Annotated in this window: 16 protein-coding genes and 2 pseudogenes; 8 read left to right on the forward strand and 10 right to left on the reverse strand. The window is 60.2% G+C overall.

Annotated features, from left to right (window positions below; all coding sequences use genetic code 11):
- Positions 1-73: 73 nt before the first annotated feature.
- Together PMI09_RS03865 and PMI09_RS03870 are read right to left on the reverse strand one after the other, a co-directional pair.
- Positions 74-574, reverse strand: a complete 501-nt coding sequence (locus PMI09_RS03865; RefSeq protein ID WP_007789076.1) for a hypothetical protein — start codon at positions 572-574, stop codon at positions 74-76.
- 2 nt (positions 575-576) lie between these two features.
- Positions 577-945, reverse strand: coding sequence for a hypothetical protein (locus tag PMI09_RS03870; RefSeq protein ID WP_007789078.1), 369 nt, complete (start codon positions 943-945; stop codon positions 577-579).
- A gap of 544 nt (positions 946-1,489) precedes the next feature.
- Here PMI09_RS03870 and PMI09_RS03875 point away from each other — a divergent pair.
- The 4 genes and pseudogenes from PMI09_RS03875 to PMI09_RS31195 all read left to right on the forward strand — a co-directional run bounded on the left by PMI09_RS03875 (position 1,490) and on the right by PMI09_RS31195 (position 3,777).
- Positions 1,490-2,326 carry an alpha/beta fold hydrolase gene (locus PMI09_RS03875; protein WP_007789080.1) on the forward strand — a complete coding sequence of 279 codons (837 nt, stop codon included), beginning with the start codon at positions 1,490-1,492 and terminating at the stop codon, positions 2,324-2,326.
- Between the two features lie 424 nt (positions 2,327-2,750).
- Positions 2,751-2,870 (forward strand): annotated as a pseudogene (locus PMI09_RS30885) (NAD-dependent epimerase/dehydratase family protein); the annotation flags it as partial.
- Positions 2,871-2,955: 85 nt separating this feature from the next.
- On the forward strand, positions 2,956-3,360 hold the full coding sequence (locus tag PMI09_RS03880; RefSeq protein ID WP_007789084.1) for a cupin domain-containing protein: 405 nt from the start codon (positions 2,956-2,958) through the stop codon (positions 3,358-3,360).
- A 273-nt stretch (positions 3,361-3,633) separates the two neighbouring features.
- Positions 3,634-3,777 (forward strand): hypothetical protein, encoded by a 144-nt coding sequence (locus PMI09_RS31195; protein ID WP_157213338.1) that lies wholly within the window; start codon positions 3,634-3,636, stop codon positions 3,775-3,777.
- Between the two features lie 751 nt (positions 3,778-4,528).
- On the opposite strand, the gene PMI09_RS03890 is transcribed toward PMI09_RS31195, so the two are convergent.
- From PMI09_RS03890 to PMI09_RS03905, 4 genes are all read right to left on the reverse strand, one after another.
- The gene (locus PMI09_RS03890; RefSeq protein WP_007789088.1) at positions 4,529-4,729 is read right to left on the reverse strand and encodes a hypothetical protein; all 201 of its coding nucleotides are present in this window, start codon (positions 4,727-4,729) and stop codon (positions 4,529-4,531) included.
- Between the two features lie 683 nt (positions 4,730-5,412).
- Positions 5,413-6,171: a sulfite exporter TauE/SafE family protein gene (locus PMI09_RS03895; RefSeq protein WP_007789090.1), complete on the reverse strand. Its 759-nt coding sequence runs from the start codon at positions 6,169-6,171 to the stop codon at positions 5,413-5,415.
- Between the two features lie 55 nt (positions 6,172-6,226).
- Positions 6,227-7,528 carry an epoxide hydrolase family protein gene (locus PMI09_RS03900; protein ID WP_007789092.1) on the reverse strand — a complete coding sequence of 434 codons (1,302 nt, stop codon included), beginning with the start codon at positions 7,526-7,528 and terminating at the stop codon, positions 6,227-6,229.
- A 175-nt stretch (positions 7,529-7,703) separates the two neighbouring features.
- Positions 7,704-7,952, reverse strand: coding sequence for a DUF1127 domain-containing protein (locus tag PMI09_RS03905; protein WP_007789094.1), 249 nt, complete (start codon positions 7,950-7,952; stop codon positions 7,704-7,706).
- Between the two features lie 172 nt (positions 7,953-8,124).
- Here PMI09_RS03905 and PMI09_RS03910 point away from each other — a divergent pair, with 172 nt between their 5' ends.
- Complete coding sequence (locus tag PMI09_RS03910) at positions 8,125-9,468, forward strand: aminotransferase-like domain-containing protein (RefSeq protein WP_007789096.1); 1,344 nt, start codon at positions 8,125-8,127, stop codon at positions 9,466-9,468.
- A 95-nt stretch (positions 9,469-9,563) separates the two neighbouring features.
- Here the strand turns inward: PMI09_RS03910 and PMI09_RS03915 are convergent, their stop codons facing one another.
- Together PMI09_RS03915 and PMI09_RS03920 are read right to left on the reverse strand one after the other, a co-directional pair.
- The gene (locus tag PMI09_RS03915; protein ID WP_007789098.1) at positions 9,564-11,045 is read right to left on the reverse strand and encodes a mechanosensitive ion channel domain-containing protein; all 1,482 of its coding nucleotides are present in this window, start codon (positions 11,043-11,045) and stop codon (positions 9,564-9,566) included.
- Between the two features lie 427 nt (positions 11,046-11,472).
- On the reverse strand, positions 11,473-11,790 hold the full coding sequence (locus PMI09_RS03920) for a hypothetical protein (RefSeq protein WP_007789101.1): 318 nt from the start codon (positions 11,788-11,790) through the stop codon (positions 11,473-11,475).
- A gap of 125 nt (positions 11,791-11,915) precedes the next feature.
- On the opposite strand from PMI09_RS03920, the pseudogene PMI09_RS32770 reads away from it, so the two are divergent.
- A pseudogene (locus tag PMI09_RS32770) lies at positions 11,916-12,154 on the forward strand (hypothetical protein); the annotation flags it as partial.
- Between the two features lie 81 nt (positions 12,155-12,235).
- Here PMI09_RS32770 and PMI09_RS03925 read toward each other — a convergent pair.
- Together PMI09_RS03925 and PMI09_RS03930 are read right to left on the reverse strand one after the other, a co-directional pair.
- Positions 12,236-12,682, reverse strand: coding sequence for a hypothetical protein (locus tag PMI09_RS03925; RefSeq protein ID WP_007789103.1), 447 nt, complete (start codon positions 12,680-12,682; stop codon positions 12,236-12,238).
- A gap of 97 nt (positions 12,683-12,779) precedes the next feature.
- Positions 12,780-13,466 carry a TetR/AcrR family transcriptional regulator gene (locus PMI09_RS03930; protein ID WP_037081853.1) on the reverse strand — a complete coding sequence of 229 codons (687 nt, stop codon included), beginning with the start codon at positions 13,464-13,466 and terminating at the stop codon, positions 12,780-12,782.
- 181 nt (positions 13,467-13,647) lie between these two features.
- Between PMI09_RS03930 and PMI09_RS03935 the strand changes: the two genes are divergently transcribed.
- Positions 13,648-14,712, forward strand: a complete 1,065-nt coding sequence (locus PMI09_RS03935; RefSeq protein ID WP_007789108.1) for an efflux RND transporter periplasmic adaptor subunit — start codon at positions 13,648-13,650, stop codon at positions 14,710-14,712.
- Between the two features lie 121 nt (positions 14,713-14,833).
- The coding region (locus tag PMI09_RS03940) for an efflux RND transporter periplasmic adaptor subunit (RefSeq protein ID WP_157213340.1) at positions 14,834-15,168 on the forward strand (335 nt) is incomplete at its 3' end.

Genomic DNA, 15,168 nt, shown 5'->3' on the forward strand with positions numbered 1-15,168 from the left:
ACGCCTGCGCCAAAATCAGGGTGGGTTATCCGCTCGCCCGGACTGAAATCTGCACCATCCATCAAAACCGCCCTCAGGTGATCCGCAGGTGGAACAACCCGACAGGCTTGCCGTCCTGCGATAGGATGATTTCCTGCGGATATTCTCTAGCCTCTCCCCAAAGGAGGCGGCCGAACTCGATTTGCTGGTCGCCGTGGGGTGCCGAACAGCGCCAGCGGACCGCATCCGTCGCCATGTCGGTGTGAAAACGTCGATGTCCGGTCGGTAGCCAGAAAACGAGGGCTGCTTCACCCGAATATTCGTCCTGGAAGGACAAGATGGCGGATTTCAACTCGTTCGTCAGCCATCCGTCAGCGTCGACGGGTGTGAGTAGATCGAGACACGCATCTAGGCCGGCCACCACCAGCGTATTTCCGCCGTTGCTCGGCAAATCGTCCGGCCAATCCTTCGCGGCACGGAGGAGTTCGCGCAAGCTGTAGACTTCGGAGGGCTTTGCGACGATCGAGAGCGCCTCATCGTCCCAAATCCAGCTCACGCCGCGCCGCTGCCAGACGCTGTCGAGCAATTGCTTCACGCTCAATCCTCCTGGAACAGCGACATCTGCGCGACCGCCTCTTTGTGGCTGGAGGCCCAGTTGTTGTAGATCGTCAACGCCCGTGAGGAAGCATTCCGCTTCGGCTGGGTCGCGCCGTGCCTGCTGAGCCATTCAAGGAGACTCTTCAGGGCGGGATGCGGCTTGAAATTTTCGTTCTTCAACGTGTCCGAGGCGTTGATGCCACTGCCATCGTAGCAAGCACCGATCAGCACGAGTGCTTGATCGAGATCGGCCGTCAGGCGCCGGCGATGCCTTCCCTGCCAGTCCGGGGCGAAGGCGAGAGGATCGGCGAGATGGAAGGCCTTCTTCTCTTCGCTCGCCCAACCGCGGTCGGTGAACTCGTCCGGCAATCCTGCGGTCTGGCCCCTTCGAGCGGCACATCAACATCGAGATTCCCACTCCCGGAGACACGGAAATCGCGTCTCGCATTGGTCACCATCCGGCGCGGTCATTTGCTCGCATCCCATCGTCGCGCTTTGACGAAGCCTTGCGAAGCTAAAGCCGGCTCCGAACAGCTACACGAGTGCCGCCTTCTCGTAGCTTCGCTTCCGGTCGCAGAGCACGCGTTCGACCTCGACGATCGGTTCCCTTCGCGCGTCGTACAGGCCCGCTCGCCAAACCTTCGTATATCTATTGCTCGGCCGCCTGCGTCGCATACAGTCAGGTCACAACCGAAAGGCGTCATCATTTCTATCGGCCGGGGCCGGTGGGTGGCGCATTTTAAAAGCGATCCGATCCAATGACAAACATCAACTCACCTGAACCGCCGATCCGGTCCGGCGCAACCTGCTCGGCCTTGGCATAGGAGCGGCCGCGCTGACGGTTCTCCCGAGCTTTTCAGCTACCGCCAAATCACCCGGAACCAAAAATCTACCCGCCGAAAGGATTCAAACGATGGCCGCAGTCACTGGACGCGACGGAGTCGAAATCTTCTACAAGGATTGGGGTCCGAAGGACGCCCAGCCAATAGTCTTCCATCACGGCTGGCCGCTATGCGGAGATGATTGGGACAACCAAATGCTGTTCTTCCTACAGAACGGGTATCGCGTCATCGCCCATGACCGACGTGGGCATGGTCGATCAGCGCAGGTCAGCGACGGCCACGACATGGATCACTACGCTGCGGATGTAGTCGCTGTCGTCGAACATCTCGATTTGCGCAACGCGATCCATATCGGCCATTCGACGGGCGGCGGCGAGGCCGTGCGCTATGTCGCCCGTCATGGCCAACCGGCCGGGCGCGTGGCCAAACTGATCATCATCGGCGCAGTGCCGCCGATCATGGTGAAAAGCGAGAAGAATCCCGGCGGCCTGCCGATCGAGGTGTTCGACGGCCTTCGCAAGGCGCTGGCCGACAACCGCTCCCAGTTCTACACCGACTTTCCAGCCGGTCCGTTCTACAGCTTCAACCGACCCGGCGCGACACCGAATTCCGCAGTGGTTCAGAACTGGTGGCGGCAAGGCATGATGGGCAGCGCTAAAGCGCACTATGAAGGCATCAAGGCGTTTTCCGAGACCGACTTCACCGAAGACCTCAAGATCATCGATGTACCGACCCTCGTCATGCACGGCGACGACGACCAGATCGTCCCCATCACAGATTCTGCTCCGCTTTCGGCGAAGCTACTGAAGCACGCGACCCTTAAGATATACAAGAACTTCCCGCATGGCATGTGCACCACCCATGCCGAGGTTGTGAATCCTGATCTTCTCGCTTTCGCTAGGGCGTAGGTCCAGGCCGGCGCTGTTGCGCCCTGACCGACATTGGCTCTGATGGTATCGACTGCTGTAGGCGATAGTCTGGTCCGCTTCAGTTATCAAAGTGAGCCAGTCGAACTCCGAACCGGGCCGCCGGTGAGTAAACTACGTGCGGAATTGAGAAGCACAAAATCCGGGTACGCATGGAAGGCGAATGTCGCGGAGCATGTCCGAAACCCTTCGAACAAAGCCCTGTCAGGCACATGTGACCGGGAGTATAGTCCGCTAATGGTTTGATCTCCACGCCTCTCGCTCCAGCGGGGCTTCGGTTGACCTCAGGACGAGAAGGCACGACGCGAGTACGACTTGCATGAGCGTCTGACATCCTTCCGCGGCCGACGGCGGCCCGCGCGATTGGGGCGTTTGGCCCGAACGGCCGCCAGCATGGAGGTTCGTCATGAAAATTGTTCTGATTGGTGGCACCGGTCGAATCGGCTCCAAGACCGCTGCCCGTTTACGGGATGAAGGCCACGATGTACTGGCGGCGGCGCCAAAGACCGGCGTCAACACCATAACGAACCGAACATAAATCTACCGTGGTGGCTGCGATCTGTCGCACCAGACAAGCTCTCGTCAGCCTCGCCAAGAGAGGGGTTTCAGCAATGAACGCAATTTACTCAACGCTGGTCGTCACGGCCACGGTTTGCCTCTTTGGCACTTTGCCGGTTGCCGCGGACAACGCTGCAATTGTCACATCGCTCATGAAAAAGAACCTTCCAAATTATCCTGGCAAGGAGGGGCTGATGATATCGGTCGAGTATGGACCGGGAGGTTCCGATCCTATTCACAAACATGACGCCGACGCGTTCGTCTATGTTCTGGAGGGCTCGATCGTGATGCAGGTCAAGGGGGGAAAAGAAGCCACCTTGTCGCCTGGAGAGACCTTCTACGAAGGTCCCTCCGACATTCACTTGATCAGCCGCAATGCGAGCACGTCCAAACAGGCGAAGTTTATCGTCGTGCTGTTGAAGAACAAGGACGCTCCGGTCGTCATGCCGGTGGAGTGACATGTGAACTCGCTGGCCAAGATACTCGACAACGAAAACAGCAATAGATGGAGCAACACCGATGAAAATCACCGTCATGGGACAAGTGGTCGCATCGGAACTCGGCTCGTAGAGAAGCTTCGGCAGACACACGCTGAAGTGATCACTGCGTCCCCTTCGCTCGGGGTCAGGGACGGGGGGAAGGGCTTGTTCCAGCCAGGAACGCTACGGTCGAAATCAGTGGCCCCGAGCAATTCGGCCTCGACGAAATCGCTCGTGTGCATATGACAGCAAATGAAGACACGCGCCGTTGTTATGGACGATAACGCTCGCTACTACGGCGTCCGACTGAACGACGATATGTTGCTGCCGCACAATGACGCTCGCATGGGTTCGATGCGATACGTCGACTGGTTGAACCGCTCGACCGCCAATTAGGTTCCAGGCGCATGCAGTTCCCCTCGTATGAAGCTTCTGCTCTAGAGCGTGCCCGCAGGAACAAGGGCAGCGGCCTTCGGTTACAAGACTCGACGTCGCAGGCGTGCCACCGCCATCGGCGGCAAGTCCGGCCTGACATATGGTGTGAGAGGAAGCGCTTACGACCCAGGGGATCGGGCGGAAAAAGAGCCTAGCGCCTGGCGTGCTTCCGCCCCGATAGTCGGCTTTTGCACAGTGTTGTTCTTGATCGTTCGGCCGACAGCGGTTAAGCCCCGGCGATGCGAAATCTAAACCGAAACAGATTGCTGGTCGTGGTGTTTATCCTATGTCTGGCCATCGGGTTTGCCGAAATCGCGATGTCGGCGGCGATCTATTTCGGGTGGTCGCCTTAAAAGATCGGGCATGAGGTAGATAACGTGAGGCGCGCACCGCGGCATTAAGGGAGGCATTCGAGGAGGCAGATGCGGTCGGTGCGATTACCGAGGGGGTGCACTGGGTGCGTTCACCTATACCAAGGACACCAGCGAACGAGCTTAACGCGTGAGGGTACATCTGCTCCGAGTCGCAATGATTGCCGAATCCTATCCGGAAAAGGGCGATCAGAAGACGGCTTGGTTTTCCTTTGAAGAAGCCGCCGCTATGGCGAGCCAACCGGGCTTGCGGGCGATCCTACGAAAGCTGCAGCTCCCCTAGAACAAATCGATCAAGCGTCGGTTACGGCTTTGCATCGGGCTCTTAGTGCAACTCTTCGTCAGGCGCTCGCTGGAACCAGTTCCTTGGGGCTTTTGTCGGCATGTGCGATCAGCGCGTAGAACGCGGCCCTGATGATTTCTTTTTTGGACGCCTCCGGATGTGCTTTGCGGACAGCGGCCATCAGCTTCTTCGGAGTGACGTCGGATCGCACTTCGCGCAGGATGTCTTCGCCAAGTTCCTTGAGGTCATGTTCCTTCATCGACGACTTCCATGGTTAGAGGCGGCGGGACGCCCGGTGGCCGGCTAGTCCTTCGTCGCGATCCACATGGGGTAACCGGAGGCGATGTCAAAAAGAAGGCCCACAGCGGTGCGGGCCAATGAAGGGGAAAACAGGACGCGAGGGGAGTTCTCGCAGCGGCATTTAAGTGAATTCTTATGAAGCTCGTGTGACAAGGACTTCACAGGGGGCAGGGGTGATCCCGACTAGGCCGCGTAACCTGTGGCAACTCAAGAAACCGTGGCGAACGCCTAGCGTGCTTTTCAAACGGAGAACCCGCCCTAACTGAGAGATTCTTCCTGAAGGGGTATATGGGAGACCTCGGTTGTCGTTGTGGAACCCTCGCTCATCTGAAAATTCCGAGATGTGTGGGGAAGCAGTTCACTCATGCGATAACTTGCGCGACGAGATGCACCTTCGCGATGTGCAGCGCGGTCACTGACGCCCGCCGTTGTGCGAACGGCAAACCCGACTGCGGACCAGGTGGTTCCGAACGGAAGTGGGGGGGAGGGCGTCGCGCCAACATGATGGCAGCTCGATTGACGGGGCCGTTGTCATACGCGACTCCTATCACCAGTGTAGACCTCGGAAAATCCAGCGGGACCGGCAAGCATTCTTGTCGCCAATGGCACAATCCGAGAAAACCTATTTTGGCAAGTTGGTGGTCATGCGAGGTATCCCGAAATGCCGTCCCACAGCAGTTTCACCGCGGTCACGACCAGCAGCCCGTAGCAGATGCGGTAGATCTGACGCTGGTCAAGGACACCGTGGAGCCGCCAACCGAGTGACACGCCCGTGGGAACGGCGAGCAGACAGATCGCCATCAGTTCCCACAGACCGGCTGTAGGATTTACCAGCAACAGCCAGGGAACCGCCTTGGTCGCGTTACCGACAGTGAAGAAGAGGCTAGTCGTGCCCGCGTAGATGTCCTTGGTGAGGCCGAGGGGCAGGAGATACATCGCGAGAGGCGGCCCGCCGGAATGCGCGACCATGGTCGTGATGCCAGACGTCAGGCCGGCAGCGATCGCCTTGGGCGTCGAACGCCGACGGGTCGTTACCTCGCCGCCGTTCATCAGCCACAGGCCGACAAAGATCAGCGTGATCGCAGCCATCAGGATCGCGATTACGCGGTGGTCGAGGACCCGAAACAGCAGGTAGCCGAACCCGATGCCGAGCAGGAGGCCCGGCAACAGAAGCACCAGATCCGGCTTCGACCATGTCGAGCGCCTGAAGTAGCGCAGAGCGTATAGATCCATTGCGATGAACAAGGGAGCGAGGAGTCCTCCGGCCGTGACGGGATCCATCACAAGCGATAGAAGAGGGATTCCGATAATGGCGAAGCCGCCGCCGAACGCTCCCTTGAGGACGCAGATCAGGAACACGCCGGCGAAGGCGACGAGGATCGTGGTAGCTGTCAGTTCCATGTGACCTTCCTCCGAAGAGGACGCGTGAGAAATCCTGGAGGCGGCGCTGACACGCTTACCGAAGCGTATGGAACGTCGCGCGAAGTTCCTCGGTCAGGAGCCGCGGCTGTTCCCAGGCTGCGAAATGCCCTCCCTTCGGAAGGCGGTTGTAGTGGACGAGGTTCGGATAGGCCTTGCGAGTCCAGCTCTCCGGCGCGGTGTAGATCTCGTCGGGAAAGGCGCTGACGCCCACCGGCAGTTCGATGCCCTTGGGCTGGAAGAAGGCGAGCTTGCTCTCCCAGTACAGTCGCGCGGAAGAGACCGCGGTGTTCGTCAACCAGTAGAGGGTGATGTTGTCGAGGATGTCGTCGCGCGTCAGTCCCTCGTGCGCGCCGTCGAAAACGCGCGTGATCAGATCGCGGCTGCGGTCATCATGGTCGAGCATCCACGCCGCCAGCCCGATCGGGGAATCCGTCAGCGCGTAGAGCGTCTGCGGCCGGTTCGCCATTTCCTGCGCGTAGCCGAGCCCGTGCTTGTAGAAGAAGGAGAGCTGCTTCCAGGCATAGAGTTCATCGGCCGGAAGACCATCGGGTGCCGGCCCGTCAGGCAGGGTCTTGGCGATCTCGTCAGGAATGGTGGCTGGCATGTTGGTGTGGATGCCGATCAACCCGGCGGGCTTCAGCAGCGCCATCTGCTCGGTGACGGCGTTCCCCCAGTCGCCACCCTGAGCGACATATCGGGCGTAGCCGAGCCGCCGCATCAGTTCGACCCACGCCCGCGCGATACGCTGGGGATCCCATCCGGTGGCCGTCGGCTTGCCCGAAAAACCATAGCCCGGAAGCGAAGGAATGACGACGTCGAACGCATCCGTTTCGGTGCCGCCGTGGGCAGTCGGGTTGGTGAGCGGGCCGATGATCTTGAGCTGCTCGATGATCGACCCTGGCCAACCGTGGGTGATGATGACGGGCAGCGCGTTGGCGTGCTTGGAGCGCACGTGGATGAAGTGGATGTCGAGCCCGTCGATCTCGGTGATGAAGTTCGGCCAGAGATTGAGTCCGGTCTCAGTCTTGCTCCAGTCGTGATGATGTGCCCAGTAGTCGGCGAGCTTCTTCATGGTCGCGAGGTTCACGCCCTGTGACGCGTCCTCCACAGTCTCACGTTCCGGCCACTTCGTCGCAAGAATGCGGGAGCGCAGGTTAACAAGATCCGCGTTCGAGGCGTGGAACGAGAATGGCCGGATCGCGGAAGTAGCAGGGGCAGTGGCTGCGCCTCCCGCTTTCGCAGTGGATCCCAACGGCACGCTCAATGCGGCCGCCCCGACCATTGTCGCGGCCAGAAACCCGCGTCTGGTCATGGCGTGATGTGTCTTGCTGTTCATGATACTTCTCCGATCGCGCAGCAAACAGCGTCGGCTTCGCACTGCCGCGCGCAAAACAACGATGTTGAAGAATTGCCCTAAGGGCCGGCCTCGCTGATCGAGGTATGTCACTATGATCGCATCAGGGCCGTGTCGCATCACCTGTACCATCGTTCAGGTGGGAATCTACTTTCAGCTATGATCCGGACACCGCCTGTGTTTCTCTCGGGCGAGTGACGAGGCCATAGGCTGCCTTCTCGATCTCGGATCGCGCAAGGCCGATGTCTTTGAGTGCGTCGCCATCAAGATCGCGAAGCCGGGCGACAGCAGACCGACGAACTGCGCAGCGTACGATCGCGGCCCATGCGGCTTTGACGATGCGCGGGGGCGACCAAAGGCTCCTTGTCACCTCCGGTCGACTTGTGATCCAGATACTTTCAGACATCTCTCGTCTCCAATGCTCCTCCGCACCGGCGCTGCGGCGTCCGGAGGCTTGTTTTGAGTTCGGCGCGCCTCAGATCGCAGGGCGTGGCCGCTTCAGGTACAATGCATTTGATGTCGGCAGAATGTTCCGATATTCTTCTCAGTGCAATCAAAACATTGAACTCGGAGCAATAATGTCGAAGTCCGAATATCTGAAGCTGGCAGATGTCGTCGCCGCCGAGATAGCGAGCGGCAAGCTAAGGCCCGGCGATCGTCTTCCGCCGCAGCGGAGCTTCGCCTACGAGCGCGGCATCGCCGTCTCGACGGCGAGCCGCGTCTACGCCGAGCTGCTGCGCCGCGGCCTCGTTGTCGGGGAAGTCGGACGAGGGACCTTCGTCTCCGGGGAAGCAAGGCGCGGCATCGCAGCTCCAGGTGAACCGCGTGGCATCCGGATTGACCTCGAGTTCAACTACCCGACACTTCCCGAGCAGACGGCGCTGATCGCGAAGAGCCTCAGAGGGCTGGACCAGCCAGCCGCGCTCGATGTCGCGCTTAGACAAGGGACCAGCATCGGCACGCCCGTCATGAGGAGCGTTGCAGCCGCGCATCTCTCCAAAGGCACGTGGTCCGTCGACGCCGACCAGCTGGTATTCACCGGCAACGGGCGGCAGAGCATTGCCGCTGTTCTCGCAGCCGTCGTCCCCACGGGCGGTCGCTGCGGAGTGGAAGCTTTGACGTATCCCTTCATCAAGGGCATCGCGTCGCGGCTCGGAATATCGCTCGTACCGCTGGCGATGGACGGAGAAGGGATGCGGCCCGACGCCGTACAAAAGGCCCACCATGAAGCCCATCTGTCGGCCATCTATGTCCAGCCGTCGATCCAGAATCCGTTGGGTATGACGATGACGTCGGCACGCCGTATCGATCTCCTGCGGGTGGTCGACGAACTCGGCCTTCCTGTTATCGAGGACAATGTCTACGCCTTTCTCGACGAAGAGCCGCCGCTGGCAGCCCTCGCTCCCGACACCTGTATCGTCATCGACAGCCTGTCGAAGGTGGTCGCACCGGGACTGACCCTCGGCTTTATCGTGCCACCGCATCGCATGCGGGAAAGCGTCATGGCGTCGGTGCGTTCGGGGGGATGGACTGCGTCTGGATACGCCTTCGCGGCCGCGGAGCGATTGATGGGCGACGGCACCGCGGCCGAGCTCGCCAAATTGAAGCGGACCGACGCACACGCGCGCCAGAAGCTGGCAGCCGAATGTCTGTCAGGCTTCGACATACAGTCTCACGAGGGCTGCTATCACCTGTGGCTGACATTGCCGACCCATTGGCGCTCCCAAAGTTTCGTTGCCGCGGCAGCCAGGCGCGATATCGCACTGACGCCTTCGACGACATTCGCGGTCACGCCTGGCCACGCTCCGAACGCCGTCAGGCTCGCACTGGCGGCACCGGCGATGGACCAGCTCGAAGTTGGCCTGCGCACATTGGCCAGGATGCTTGATGCCGGGGAGGTCGATTTCGACTCGACGGAATGAGGGTCCGCATGCAACCCATATCGCTCACAAAGGCCGGACAGAGGGCTAGTTTGGGGATCACCTGACTACGACCGGAAGCCATCGATGCTGGTCGGTTACGATAGTTGGAAAATCTGGCGGATGCGATCGCCAAACGTCATTGCTTCTGAGCCGCGAGGAAAAGTGTCAGCCGATTGGAGGCGTTCTGCCTCGAGTCGGCGTGACAGGACGAGGCCCAATTCCTCGGCGAGGGCCGGGCGGTCACGCATAAGGGCGGCAAGCGGATCCTGCTTGATCTCGTAGGCGATCACAAATGTCAGGGCGCGTATGGTCCCAGGTGCCGGCGCACCCGTCAACATTCCCTCCTCCCCGAAGCAATGTCCTGGAGAAAGGCGGAGAAGCTCCGTTTCATGATCGCCTTCCTTCCTTGTGATCGAGACGACGCCGTTCCGTATGAGCATCAGAGAGGCCAGCCTCATTCCTTGTTCTGCGATGATCTCGTCTTTGCGATAAGTCTGGCGCGTCATGCTCGCCGCAAGCGTCTCCTTCTCATCTTCAGTCAAGGGCGAGAAGAGGGGTATAGCGTTCAGAAGCCGCCACGCGGTGCTTGGATGCTGCCGATATGCGGGATCCTGGTCTGGAGCCACGCCGACCGACGCCGGCACAGCGAGCGGTAACCCGGCAGCCTTGCAATGCCGGAACACCAGGTCATAGATCTCGTTTGTCGCGATCGGAATGTGCGCCCTATCTCGTACTCGGCAGGTTAGCTCTACTTCAACAGCCTCACCATCGAGAGCCTTTATCGTTGCCGAGGGTGTGGGGGCATCGAGAATGTTATTCGAAGCAAAAAGAACCGTCCTCATGACCTCCGCGACTGTGGCGGGCGGTGCAGGTGTTAGCCTCACCTTGATCGCTATCCCATGGCTCTCGTCAGGACTGCTGAGATTCGTGACGTTGGCTTTCGCCAAGCGACTGTTGGGGACGGCAATCAGATCGTTTGTGCCACTGAGAAGATGGGTAGCACGCCAATTTGTTTCGATCACCCGGCCCTCGACGCCATCGTCAAGCACGATCCAGTCGCCGACCGAGTAGGGACGCCCGAGATTCAATGCGATGCCCGAAAAGACGTCACTCAAGGTGCTTTGCAATGCAAGACCAACGATAATCGCGAACACCCCCGAAGTCGCGATCAGCGTGCCCACGGGAATGCTGAAGACATAGGCAATAAGCGAGAGGCCGGTTCCGAGGTAGATGAGGCCGACAACCAGGTCCTGGAGCAGACGTGCTTCCCGTGGTTTTCGCTCGAATATCAGAAACAGGCGAACCGAGCTGATCAACACCATGGCGCCGCCTATCCACCAGACGGCCTTAGCGAAGCCGATGAAGATCCGCCGGGACACATCGTCGGTCTGTGTATCAGGCGCGTAGGGTCGGATGCCGTAGTGGAGTAGGAGAGCGGTCAGCGCAACCAGGAAGACGATATGAGCGATGAGCCGCCAAATCGGGTGTCGGTGAAACACAAACCGGCTGAACACCAAGCCGGCGACGGCCAGCCCGAAGAGTTGAGCGATAGGGTCGCTCCAAAGCGGTAGGTTCATGGTCCTGTCCAAATTCGCAGGTGAGTTCAACTGGCCTCTGCAACAGACGCTAAGAGCCTCTCCGCTGGGGTCAGATAAAGCAAGGTCTTTCTCGACGTTGAGCTGCGCTGCGATAGCACTGAGCTTGGTGTGCCGGACCAGTCGAAGAAACCACCCGGCGAACTTCGATCACCGATGTGGGAACGAGCCAAGGAATTGGGCCGACCATGAGCGACTGGCAATAGCCACTAACATCGAGATCTACTTCTGCAACCTTCGATCCCCTTGCGTGGCCGACCCGTCCGTGCCGCCCAAGAGGAGGCGACCTGAAGCAATACTTCTGATCGCCTGGATCGCTTTCTGCGCTTGGATCGCCTCGTTCAGGCTCTCGGAGGGGTCGCCGATACTTTCTGTCTCGAAAAGACATCCGGCGGAGAAGTTGGCCTCCCTACATCGCCAATCTGGCCGGGAGGTTTACAAAGGCGTCGCGAAGGGCTTGGGACCAGGTGGAATCGAACATCATCGATGTCGCTGCGACAAGGATCGCGAGGCTGAGCGAAAACAGAGCGACGGAAAGGAGAGCTGATGGTTCGATCTGATCAGCGGTCGACAGGGCGTTCGCTTGATCATCGCATTCCCGTAATGTCCCCGGCGTGGTGCGAGGCGCGGGGATGTTCGAGTTGGCAGGCGCTAGAAGCCGCAGTTTGAGAGCGGCGCCCTTCTTCGACTGCACGGTTTGCCTCGAGGAGAGTTCGGAGACTTTCATAGTCGTTTAGCCTGAAGAATTTATGATGGATCTACCTATGTCCTGGGCCGGGCATCAGCAATCTATCTCTTGGTATCAGTCTCGAAACACTCTGTTCGCGCATCGCCAGATCCCGACATTATGTGTTGCAGCTCAAAGGGGCAGTCGTCCGTCTGATCGCGCAGCAGTTGATCTTAGGGGCGACCTTGGCTGGCCGAACGCGACACGGACTTCAAGCTGCCGACCGGCAGAGGAGGCGAGTTCGCTCACGGTTCGCCCGGAAGCCCGGATCCACTGGATAGAGAGGCCACGCTCAGGCCGAGGGAGATACGTGCGGGATCTTCACATCGACACCGTCAAGGTGAAGGCGAGAAGCTTTCACTGAGGGCGACCGCGCGTCGTTCGTTGTTTGGCTGGTTTGCGTGCCGAAAGGCTGCTGGTGGCCCACCGGGTTCCCCAAATCCTATCATCGGGTCGACAGGTGCCCTGCCGCCAATTCCGCTCGGCAAGCCTCACCAAAATCGAGGAGAAAGTTCAGCGCGCCGGAACGCGCGAGGTCCCGGATTTCAGAGAGTGAGCGATTGGGCGTCAGATAGGTTTCAACGATCCTGGCCATCGCCAGCTCGGCTGCATCGACTACCGGCCGGGAGGAGATCAGACGCATCTGGGCGACCAATGCATAGAGTAGCACGAGGTCAGAGACGTCGTCCTTCTGGTGGTTTATCGCGTCACCGTAAAGCCGGGTGGCTTCGGCGATGAAATCCGAAAAGAGCTTTTCGCGCTTAGCAATCTCGACCTCGCGATGTTTTTCCTTCACCTGGGATCGCTGCGTCGTCCACGTGGTGGCAAACGAGGTCAGGCTGCCAATCGCGATGCCGGCGAGACCCATCAGAGCTGAGATGTATGCGTCCACGTGAATTCTCCTCTCGGAATGAGAGCGGTGGGTACCAGGAAGATAACAAGGCTTTCACCGACAAGCTCCGAACCAAGCGTGCTTGCCATCGGTACTCCTACCCCGCTAGCGGAGGACCTACCCAAGCGCCTTCTGGTATGGTCGGGATGCTGTTCACCAGTCCGTCGAGCATTCCTTGCAGGACGTTCTCGGTCAGCTCCTCCATCTTGTCGCCAGGGCCGACGAGGCGATCGACCAGCAGCAACGTGAGACCGTGCATCTGGGACCAGAAGACGAGAATCGCCCCATCCATCGTGCGGGTATTGGCCTCGGTATCTGCGATTGGGCGCCCGAGAGCGCCGTCGGAAATCGCGTCTACTACAAGGGTCTTCATGTTGTAAGCCGCGGTTCTTTCGATCGCGGGACGCCCATCGTCCTGACCGGCAAGGTAGCCGCCGAACATCAATCTGTAGAGCGCCGGATTGTTAACGCCGCCGCAGACATATGCGCGCGCCATAGCTGCCAGCCTCTTGCGCGGACTGTCGAGTTCCTTGGTCGCTTCTGCCATCCGCTTCGCCAGCAGCTCGAACCCCACCGCCGAGACGGCTGCTAGCAATTCGCGCTTGTCGGCGAAGTGCTTGTATGGGGCGTTGTGACTGACGCCCGCCCGGCGGGCGAGCTCGCGGAGCGAGAACTCTGTGCTTTGAGACTCGCTCAGCACGTCGAGAGCGGCCGCTACGATCGCTCTGTGAAGGTCGCCGTGGTGGTAGGGCCGCGGGTCATCGGTGGAAATGTCTTGGGTCATGCCGTCCATGTAGAGTGTCAAGTTGCTTATGTCAACATTCTAGCCCCGGAAGATGTTGACATTGTCCACTCCAATCGTTAAGTGGGCATCGTCAACATCGGGCGATGGCCTGATTTACGCAGCAGATTGAGGCTGGCCGATCAACAACGCGGCTCACTTCGCAAACCGTACCGGAGCAAAAATGCAGTCCTTTCGATTGCTGGGAATTGGTCTCGCCTGCGCAGTTCTTGCTGCCTGCGAGGAGAAAGCTGAAGTGGCGCCACCGCCGCAGCAGGTCCGCGTCGTTACGGCGTCGAAGGCGCAGTATCAACCGGGTGCGGAAATCACCGGCGAGGTGAAGGCACGGGTCCAGACCGAACTCTCCTTTCGCGTCAGCGGTCGGGTTCTTGAAAGAAGGGTCGATGTCGGCTCGCATGTCCGCGCCGGTGACGTCCTTGCAAGGCTCAACGACACGGAACAACAGGCGGACGTGAGTGTCGCCCGCGCCGCGCTGGAGTCAGCGCAGGCCGTCGTTGTACAGAAGACGCTGGCCTTCGAGCGGTCGAAGTCGCTCCTGCAGTCGCAGGCGGTTCCGCGGGCGGTCTTTGACGATGCGCAGAAGGAGCTGCTGAGCGCGCAGGCTTCCCTCGAGGCCGCGGAGGCCGCGCTCGCGGCAGTCGAGGACGCACTGTCCTACACCGTACTGAAGCCCGCCGCGGACGGCATCATCACGTCGCGCGGCATTGAGGCGGGGCAGGTGGTATCAGCGGCGCAGTCCGCCTTCACGCTCGCCCATGACGGGTCCCGAGACGCAGTGTTCGATGTCTTCGAGGCGTTCTTTCTGGATGGCCGGCCGCTGAGCGACATCGAGGTCGCACCGGTGTCGGACCCGTCGCTCGAGGTCCACGCCCGCATACGCGAGGTCTCTCCCGTCATAGACGCGAAGGCGGGCACGATCCGGATCAAGGTGGGGATCCAGGAGGGCACGCCATGGCCGCTCGGAACGCCTGTCGTCGGCAGGCTGCGGGCCTCGTCGCGCGACGGAATTGTACTGCCCTACACCGCGCTCGCATCAGCCGAAGGCGAACCCGCCGTGTGGCTCGTCAACACTCAAAACCGCTCCGTTTCGCTCCGGAAGATTTCGGTCGACCGATACCGCCAGAGCGACTTCGTCGTCACCGGCGGCGTCGCCGCACAAGACCTGATCGTCACCGAAGGCGGAAAGTTCCTCAAGGAAGGCCAGGCAGTCGCCTGGGATGGCAAATGAGATGACTCTCAATCGCGTATGCACCTCTCTCCCGCTTCTTCTGTCAGTGTCGCTGCTTGCAGGCTGCGATCAGAACTCCGTCGCAGGGCAGGAGACGGCCCCCCGTCCTGTCAAAGTCGTCATGGCTGCGGCCGAACAGCACAAAATCGCAAGCTCGCCCGGCGTGGTGCGGGCCCGCATCGAGACCGACCTGGCGTTCCGGACGCTTGGACGAATGGTGTCTCGCAAGGTGGACGTCGGCGACCTCGTCCACAAGGGCGATGTCCTCGCGGAAATCGATCCTCTCACTCTGCAGCTCGCGGTCAAGAGCGCGGAAGCCGATCTGCGCAGCGCCCAGGCGCAGTTGGAGAACGCCGCGACCACCGAAACACGCAAGCGAAGGCTCGCCCAGAGCAACGCAGCCAGCATTGCCGATCACGATCTTGCCGAACAGCAGCTCAAGTCGGCTAACGCCAA

Source organism: Rhizobium sp. CF122, assembly GCF_000282035.1.
Lineage (GTDB): Bacteria > Pseudomonadota > Alphaproteobacteria > Rhizobiales > Rhizobiaceae > Rhizobium.